Annotated in this window: 7 protein-coding genes; 6 read left to right on the top strand and 1 reads right to left on the bottom strand. The window is 53.1% G+C overall.

Going from position 1 to position 7,129, the window contains the following annotated elements; genetic code table 11:
• From OXG87_00160 to OXG87_00185, 6 genes are all read left to right on the top strand, one after another.
• On the top strand, window positions 1-992 hold a 992-nt coding region (locus OXG87_00160; protein MCY3867930.1), incomplete at its 5' end, for a mandelate racemase.
• Between the two features lie 99 nt (window positions 993-1,091).
• Window positions 1,092-2,390: a sulfatase gene (locus tag OXG87_00165; GenBank protein MCY3867931.1), complete on the top strand. Its 1,299-nt coding sequence runs from the start codon at window positions 1,092-1,094 to the stop codon at window positions 2,388-2,390.
• A gap of 9 nt (window positions 2,391-2,399) precedes the next feature.
• Window positions 2,400-3,110, top strand: coding sequence for a phytanoyl-CoA dioxygenase family protein (locus OXG87_00170; GenBank protein ID MCY3867932.1), 711 nt, complete (start codon window positions 2,400-2,402; stop codon window positions 3,108-3,110).
• 50 nt (window positions 3,111-3,160) lie between these two features.
• Entirely contained in the window at window positions 3,161-3,988 is an 828-nt protein-coding gene (locus OXG87_00175; GenBank protein ID MCY3867933.1) for an SDR family oxidoreductase, read from the top strand.
• A 26-nt stretch (window positions 3,989-4,014) separates the two neighbouring features.
• Window positions 4,015-4,860, top strand: a complete 846-nt coding sequence (locus OXG87_00180; GenBank protein ID MCY3867934.1) for a peptidyl-alpha-hydroxyglycine alpha-amidating lyase family protein — start codon at window positions 4,015-4,017, stop codon at window positions 4,858-4,860.
• 19 nt (window positions 4,861-4,879) lie between these two features.
• Entirely contained in the window at window positions 4,880-5,914 is a 1,035-nt protein-coding gene (locus OXG87_00185; protein ID MCY3867935.1) for an NADP-dependent oxidoreductase, read from the top strand.
• 20 nt (window positions 5,915-5,934) lie between these two features.
• Here OXG87_00185 and OXG87_00190 read toward each other — a convergent pair whose 3' ends face one another.
• Window positions 5,935-6,687 carry a sulfatase-like hydrolase/transferase gene (locus OXG87_00190; protein ID MCY3867936.1) on the bottom strand — a complete coding sequence of 251 codons (753 nt, stop codon included), beginning with the start codon at window positions 6,685-6,687 and terminating at the stop codon, window positions 5,935-5,937.
• Between the last annotated feature and the right edge of the window lie 442 nt (window positions 6,688-7,129).

Raw genomic sequence — 7,129 nt, forward strand, 5'->3', positions numbered from 1 at the left:
GCATTGCGTCCGGTGGCATCGATTCCCGCCCGGCGCAGTACTTGCTCGGCCGCAATCCGCTGGACCGCGAGATCATCTGGCACGACCTCAAACGCTCGCGTCGCGGGCAGGACGGCACGCCTCCGGGCGCAGTAGATATCGCGCTGTGGGATTTCGCTGGCAAACTCTACGACGCGCCGATCTACGAACTTTTGGGCGGGGGGTGGCGCAAGAAGCTGCCAGCCTACGCTTCGACCTACCACGGCGACGAAAACGGCGGTTTGACGACGCCGGACGACTTCGCGCAATTCGCGCTGCGCTGCAAGGAGCAATACGGCTATCCGGCCTTTAAGATCCACGGTTGGATCAACGGGCCGATCGACCGCGAGGTAGCGGCGGTATTAGCCATCCGCGAAGCGGTGGGCGACGATATGGACCTGTTGCTCGATCCGGCCGGGTGTTTTCCCACATTCGAGGACGTGCTCAAGGTGGGCCGCGCCTGCGATGAGGCGCGCTATATGTGGTATGAAGACCCGTTCAGGGGCGGCGGCTTTTCGCGCTTTGCCCACGCCAAGTTGCGCGAGCTGATCAATACGCCGATGCTGATGGGCGAACACGTGCGCGGACTTGAAGCCAAAGCCGATACGATTACTGCCGGCGCCACCGACTTCGTACGCGCCAACGCCCAGACCGACGGCGGCATCACCGGGGTAATGAAGATCGCTGCTATGGCCGAGGCACACGGGCTGGACGTGGAGTTGCACGGCGGCAATCTGGCGCACCGGCATATCATGGCGACCCTGCGCAACGCCAATTACTACGAACTGGGCCTGGTGCATCCCCTGGTGCCCGATACCAAGCCGGCGGTCTATCCAGAAAGACGCTGGCTCGACGAGTTGGATTCGGTTGACGAGAACGGCTGCGTCGAAGTGCCGGAGGGGCCAGGGCTGGGAGTGGAGTTCGACCGGGACTGGATCGAGAACCACAAGACCGGGGAGATGGTCTATGAGTAGGAATTTAGTTAGCGGTTCCCTTCATGGCCTCAGATAAAGGAGCGTTACAATATGGATCGACGCACCGCTTTAAAAACGTTGGGAATAGGAGTGTCTGGAATGATAGTAAATCCTTTAGTATGGGCCGAAGATGCCAAACGTCCAAACATTGTGGTGATTTTGTCAGATGACCAGGGCTTTGGTGATGTGAGTTACCAGGCACATCCCGCAGAAGTCTATACACCACATATCGACGCACTGGCCAACTCGGGCATTCGAATGACAAATGGATATGCCAGTGCCTTTGTATGTGCGCCCACCAGGGCGGGTTTGATGACCGGGCGATACCAACAGCGCTTTGGTTTTTACACAGCCAGTGACTCACGCGCCGGTATGCCGGTTGATGAAATTACACTCGCAGACCTGCTCAAAAAAGCGGGGTACAGAACGGGTATATTTGGAAAATGGCATTTGGGTTTGACGCCTGAATATCATCCGAACAACCGTGGATTTGATGAATTTTACGGATTTTTAGGGCATGGAGGGCACGACTATTTTGATTTGAATTATAAAGAGGACAACGCCCATAATGCGATCTATCGAAATAACGAGATTATCAATGATACCGGGTACTTGACCGATAATCTGGCCCGAGAGGCTGTTGGCTTCATTGAACGGAACAAAAACGACCCATTCTTTCTTTATCTTCCCTTTAATGCCGTGCATGCACCGCTGCAAGCTCCCGAAGAGGACATCAAACAATTTAACACAGGAGATTCCAAACGCGATATCTTGATGGGCATGCTCAAAAGAATGGATATCGCTGTTGGCGATGTGGTGGCAGCGCTCAAGACCAATGGCGTGTGGGAAAATACACTCATCTTTTATTTTTCCGATAATGGTGGTGCAAGGGCCACAAATGCAAACAATATGCCCCTGCGCGGTTACAAGCAAAATGTCTATGAGGGAGGGCTACGCGTGCCGTTTCTCGTGTCCTGGCCAGGGCATTTGGAAGCAGGTGGTGTGTGTGATGAACCGGTTATTTGTATGGATATTTTGCCGACTGTCTGTGCAGCTATTGGCATCCCATTGCCCGAAGACCGTATCTACGATGGGAAAAATATGTTGCCAGTCTTGCAAGGTAAAACAGAAGGGGCATTGCACGATGCGTTGTATTGGGATGGCGATTCGGGAACCTGGGCGATTCGAGAAGGGAAATGGAAGCTTACATTTAGCAGGTCTAAGAAGCTGGAATTGTACGATCTGAATGCAGATATAGGTGAAAAAAATGATCTGGCAAACCAGCAACCGGAAATTGTTCAGCGACTACAAAAAAAATTCAAGGTCTGGAGAAGCCAGATGGCGCCGAGGATTAGAAGACCTCGGAGAAATAGAAACAGGCCTGCGCAACAGAATTAGGAGTAAATAATGACAGATGAGCAGAAGAAGCAGTTTCGCGAAGAAGGGTATTTGCTGGCGTCGGGTTTGATTCCTGAGGATGTAGCCCGCAAGGGTGAAGACGCGATGTGGGCGGCTTTAGAAATGGACCCTGACGATCCTGAAACCTGGGACCGCGTGTCGGCGCATGCGATTAATCAACGGCATCGCGCATTGCCGGAAAATCGAAGATTGGGCGCGCCGGATATCCTGACGTGTTATACGGATGATATTTTGGCCGCACTTTCTGAATTGACGGGTGTGGGACGCGAGGAGATCCACGCGCCGAAGGATATCCTGACGCAAAACACGTTTCCCACGGAAGGTGAATGGAGCCACCAGAAACCTCACTTCGATGGCGGAACCAACCGGGAGAAGTTTAATGTGACGTTTCCGATTCCAATCAGTGTGCATTCAATTTTGTATTTGAGTGATACAGAATCGCATGGGGGTTGCACGTTTGGATGGCCGGGTTCACATAAAAAGATGCGGGGTCTTGCAGAGAGCAATCCAGAGAAGTACCCCTATCTGTGGGACGTGAATTCGGATATGCATAAGGTGGATATTGGCGAAGGTGTGGAAGTGGTGGCGAAGCGTGGAGACATTCTGTTTTACCAGAACTTTTTTGTACACGCGGGAAGCAAGAACACAAATGATTATCCACGGCTTGCCTGTCGCAATACGTGGCGGTGGGATGCGTAATCAGAACGGCGATCAGGAAGACAGATTGCCCAACTTACGGAGAATCGAAAATGAGAGATCTATTTTCACTGGAGGGAAAAACCGCACTGGTGACTGGTGGTTCGACTGGCATCGGAGCGATGATAGCCGAAGGCTTTGTCAATTTTGGGGCGAAGGTTTACATTGTCGCGCGCAGAGAAGATGTCTTGAAAAAGAAACAGGAGGAACTTGCACAAATCGGCTCCTGCGAGTATATCGCAGCCGATGTAAGTTCAGTCTCCGGAATCAAGGCGCTGGCAAATGCCTACGGCGAACAGGAACAGTCGCTCGATATTTTGATCAACAACGCTGGAATCAGCGACGGCCGCAGGGAAATTGAGGATGTGACAGAGGAAACATGGGACGCGGTGATGGACCTCAATCTCAAAAGCATCTTTTTTATGACCCAGGCATTTCTGCCATTCCTGCGCGTGGGGGCCTCGCCAGAAACCCCAAGAAATGTGATCAATATCGCGTCTATCGACGGCTGTGGTAAACTCAACACAGCTTATAATTATGCCTACGGAGCCAGCAAAGCAGGTGTGATCCATTTGGGCCGACACCTGGGTGATAGTTTGGCCTGGGAAGGGATTCAAGTCAATACCATCTCCCCTGGCGATTTTCCCAGCGATTTGAATAAGGTGGCTCGGGATCACACAGACGAGATGAAGAAGAGCATTCCAGGCAAACGGGTTGGAGAGAAGGAAAACATCGCAGGCATGGCCATCTTTCTCGCTTCGCAAGCCGGCAACTTCAGTGTAGGCTCCAATCTCGTTGTTGACGGCGGAGAGAGCGTACGGGGCATCCAGCGAGCATTTTTTGCCAGCGTTTGGCCCGATTGGGTTAAACTGGACAGGTAGTCGAGCATATCTGAAAGGAGTACACAGTGGCAACTTATCAATACCGCGTTGTTGAAGGATGGGGACGAGGCCCCGAAGGGAAAGAGATGGGTGGGGTCGTGCCCGATGTGGCAGTTGACTCGCAGGATCGCGTTTATGTCACCCTGCGAGAGCCTGCGGGTATTCTGGTTTACGATTCGGAAGGTCGCTTTCTCGGTACATGGGGTGATGATGTGCTCTCAAATCCGCACAATATCTGGATCGACCCGGCAGATCGGATTTATTGTGCGGATGTTGACGATCATACTGTGCGTATCTTCAGCACGGATGGAGAAGTGCTTCAGACCCTGGGTATGCCAGGCCAGACAGGTTCACCGGGCGAGCCGTTCAACAGGCCAACCAAGGCAATGGCCGCTCCCTCAGGTGAGATTTTTGTTTCGGACGGATACGGCCAGCACCGGGTGCATCGTTTTTCAGCGAAAGGCGAACGGATTCTTTCCTGGGGCGAGGAAGGCACGGGACCCGGCCAGTTTGCCCTGCCGCACGATTTGTGCATTGACCCACGCGACCGCGTGCTTGTAAGCGACCGGGAAAACCACCGCATTCAGCTTTTCGATTTTGATGGTAACTTTCTGGAGGAGTGGACAGATATCCAATCTCCGAATAACATTCACATCGATGCAGATCATATTGTCTATATTGCCGAATCTCCCCAGCGCGTCAGCATTTTTGACCTGGATGGTGCTCTGCTGGCACGATGGGGTGAGGAAGGCTCAGGTCCCGGGCAATTTATCGATCCTGCGCACGGCATCTGCGTTGATAGTCGCGGTGATATTTACGTCACCGAAGTGCCCCGCCTACCCAATCGACTGCAAAAATTCGCACGCATTTGAACTTGATAAAGGAATACATATGTCCGATCTAAAAAACCGTCAAATCTTGCTGGTTGCCCGTCCCGAAGGAGAACCGAAACCGGGTGATTTCCAGTTGGTGGAATCCGACGTGCCTGCCCCTGGTGAGGGTGAAGTTTTGTGCCAGACGATTTATCTTTCGCTGGATCCCTACATGCGCGGCAGGATGAGTAAGGCGAAAAACTATGCCAAACCGGTCGAACTCGGCACGGTGATGGAGGGCGGCTGCGTGGGAAAGGTGATCGCCTCAAACAATTCGGAATTTGCCGAGGGCGACATCGTGGAGGGCAAGGGCGGGTGGCAATCCCTTTTCGCTCTCCCCGGAAAGGCGCTGCGCAAGATCGATCCGGCCTGGGGGCCGATCTCTACCTCAGTGGGCGTGCTGGGCATGCCGGGCATGACCGCATACACGGGGCTGCTCAATATCGGCAAACCGCAACCCGATGAGACAGTCGTCGTGGCGGCTGCCTCGGGAGCCGTGGGTTCGGTAGTTGGGCAAATCGCCAAAATCAAAGGCGCGCGGGCCGTGGGCATCGCGGGGTCTGAAGAAAAATGCCAGTATGTTACCGATGCGTTTGGATTCGATGCGTGTGTGAACCACAGAGCCGGCGATTTTGAAGAACAAATCGCCGGTGCTTGTCCAGACGGGATTGATGTTTATTTTGAGAATGTGGCTGGCAAGGTGTTTGAGACAGTGTTGCCGCTGTTCAACCCCTTTGCCCGGATACCCGTATGTGGCACCATCGCCATTGCCAATGATACGGGATTGCCACCCGGTCCCAACCAGATGCATTATATGCTGCGCCAGATTCTCACCAAACGGCTCACCTTTCGGGGTTTCATTGTCTCGGACTATGCGGACCAAAGAGAAGAAGCTTTTAGCACCTTAGGCGGATGGATTCGCGAAGACAAATTGCGCTACAAGGAAGATATTGTCGATGGTTTGGAAAACGCGCCCGCAGCTTTGATCGGTCTGCTCAAGGGTGAAAATTTTGGTAAGCTTATTATTCGGGTATCGGACGATCCGACAAAATAGCTCTCATCTTTAGGAAGAGATCACTGAAATTCATACCGAGCGGGGACGCGCTCCAGACCGTCCAGATCGCCGACTTCACGGAGTTTCTCGCAAAGCTGCCGGTGGAGTCGCACGCCCGCGGGGTACAACTCAAACCGTTCCAACAGATTGTCCATGTCGTAAGAATCGCGTTCGGTATCGATCAACAGCGTGCTCTCGTCTGCGTCGAAGAACACGGCATAACAGTATCTGCCGTCGTGGACGGCGCGCCAGTTGTGCAGTCCCATCAACACCACGTCAGACTCGGACCCGATTCGGCCATCGACTCCCACTTTCATAGAGCGGCCAGGCAGGTCTGTGGCTGAAGGAAGCCCGGCAAGATCGAGAATTGTCGGGAGCAAATCGACACTGCCGACGGGCGTATCGACTTCAGTTCCTGGAGGGATGTCGGCACCCGCAATGATCAACGGCACCCGGTACGCATTCTGGTACGGCAGGCTCTTGCTGCGATAGCGCCCGGTTGAATGGCTGCCCACCAGATCGCCGTGATCGGACGTATAGATAATCGTCGTATTTTTCCGTAGATGGAGGTCATCGAGCGCCGCGACAATCCTGCCGAGCTGGTCGTCGAGGGACGACACCATGGCGTAGTACTCCTTGAGCATGTGGCGCATAACCGGCCAGAGGTGGCGCTCGACATTCGGCTCGACCTCAATCTGATCGGCGTCATACAGGTCGAGGTTCCGGTAAGGGACGACCCGCTGCAGCAGGTGGAACGGAAAACGGTGTTTCAATGAGTCGGAGTCTCGGAAGAACGCGTCGGGAAGAGGGAATTATATACAAAAGGGCCGGGGCTATAAAGCGTTATAGTTTATGGCTATGAGAATATGTTGATGAAGGAGTTGGAAACGCTTAACGGTTATCAGATTCGATAATCAGAAAGGGGCAAAATGGACAAACTGGTAGAGAAGGAAATCTTAGACAAGGTTGAGTCTGGCGATTTGGCCATCACAGTAAACTTATTGCTCGAACAAGCCCGCGGTCATGGTCAGTTTGAGTCAGCGTTACTCTACACACAACTCCTGCTCGCTCACAAGCTCCACGTCCTAGCAAAGGAAATCGAAAAGTTTAACACCTCTCAGAACCGATAATCAGAAATTGCGAGAGGAAAATTTTTGGAGTTACCCCGCTTCGGTGGAGAGTTTAGGGCTTGTGTATCAAGCCTGTGATTGATGC

Source organism: Gemmatimonadota bacterium, assembly GCA_026706845.1.
In the GTDB taxonomy this organism is placed as follows: domain Bacteria; phylum Latescibacterota; class UBA2968; order UBA2968; family UBA2968; genus VXRD01.

Coding starts and splice junctions, on each gene's coding strand:
- OXG87_00185 (MCY3867935.1), top strand. CDS start 4,880: ATGTCCGATCTAAAAAACCGTCAAATCTTGCTGGTTGCCCGTCCCGAA.
- OXG87_00165 (MCY3867931.1), top strand. CDS start 1,092: ATGATAGTAAATCCTTTAGTATGGGCCGAAGATGCCAAACGTCCAAAC.
- OXG87_00175 (MCY3867933.1), top strand. CDS start 3,161: ATGAGAGATCTATTTTCACTGGAGGGAAAAACCGCACTGGTGACTGGT.
- OXG87_00170 (MCY3867932.1), top strand. CDS start 2,400: ATGACAGATGAGCAGAAGAAGCAGTTTCGCGAAGAAGGGTATTTGCTG.